2 protein-coding genes are annotated in these 1,060 nt (G+C 59.5%); both read right to left on the reverse strand.

Features of this window, described 5'->3' with window-relative positions; all coding sequences use genetic code 11:
* Nucleotides 1–101: 101 nt before the first annotated feature.
* Nucleotides 102–791 (reverse strand): type 1 glutamine amidotransferase, encoded by a 690-nt coding sequence (locus tag A3754_RS21415; RefSeq protein WP_063521285.1) that lies wholly within the window; start codon nt 789–791, stop codon nt 102–104.
* Between the two features lie 40 nt (nt 792–831).
* Nucleotides 832–1,060, reverse strand: a 229-nt coding sequence (locus A3754_RS21420; protein ID WP_156497132.1) for an META domain-containing protein, incomplete at its 5' end; no start/stop codon positions are given.

Below are 1,060 nucleotides of genomic sequence, written 5' to 3' on the forward strand. Positions count from 1 at the left end.
GATGACGTTGTGCGAAGCGCGGCTTTCATGGTGAGGGGCCTTGAGCATGAGGCGATTCAGTCCCATTAGGTGCCGTCGCCATTCTGCTTAGGCATGTCAGATTAACCCAGAAAGGCACTCAGCATTCGCCCGAGTAATTGACGGGCATCTTCAAAGCGCTGCGGGTCACCAAGCAGCGCTTCGCGGCTTTCCACCCAGCGGCCGGGAGTCAGGTCCTCCGGGCAGGCGTCGCACAGTGCTTGTGCATTGCCGTTCTCCAGTTCCAGATGAAATTGCAGGGCCAGCACGTTATCCCCGTAACGGAAGGCCTGGTTGCGGCAGCCTTCACTTTCCAGTAAATGCACGGCGCCGTTGGGGATGGCAAAGGTGTCGCCGTGCCAGTGCAGGACGGTTGGTGCGTCTGCAAACAGTCTGCCCACACTGTCATTTTTCCCGGCTGGTGTGGGGTAGACCGGAAACCAGCCGATTTCCCTTTCCGGGTTGCTGCTTACCGGGGCGCCCAGCACCCGGGCGATCAGTTGTGCGCCCAGACAAATGCCCAGCACCTTTTTCCCCGCTGCGATGCTCTCGCGGATCAGCGCTTTTTCTGCACTCATCCAGGGAAAGCGGGGGTCGTCATCGGCCCCCATGGGGCCACCCATGACCACCAGCACATCAAAATCCGCCGGGGCGGGCAGGGCGTCGCCAGCGAATAACAGCGAGTGCCGAATGCTGATGTCCCGCTCCTGAAACCAGGTTTCCATGGCGCCCAGTTGTTCAAAGGGAACATGGGACAGGTAATGAACACGCATGGCGATTTCCCTTTTTGCGGTTTACTCAATCCGTGTCGTGCTACAGATAAATGGCCTGAAAACTGGCCACTGCTTCATCGTCTTTATCAAACAGGGTGAGCAGCTCGCCGTCGATGCGGAAGTGGTCGCTGGCCTTGAGCGCGTCGAGGTAGCGGTTTTCGATAGCGCTGGTCGGGCATGCCTTGCGTGTAGTTGCCAGATCGGGCAGCGCCAGCTGTTGGCCGTCGCGCTGGTAGGAGCCGTTCAGGCTGTTGCAGCTGCCATGGCCT

Source organism: Alcanivorax sp. HI0083 (genome assembly GCF_001635175.1).

Excerpts from the sequence above, each read along its gene's own strand:
- A3754_RS21415 (WP_063521285.1), bottom strand. The coding sequence starts at position 791 with ATGCGTGTTCATTACCTGTCCCATGTTCCCTTTGAACAACTGGGCGCC.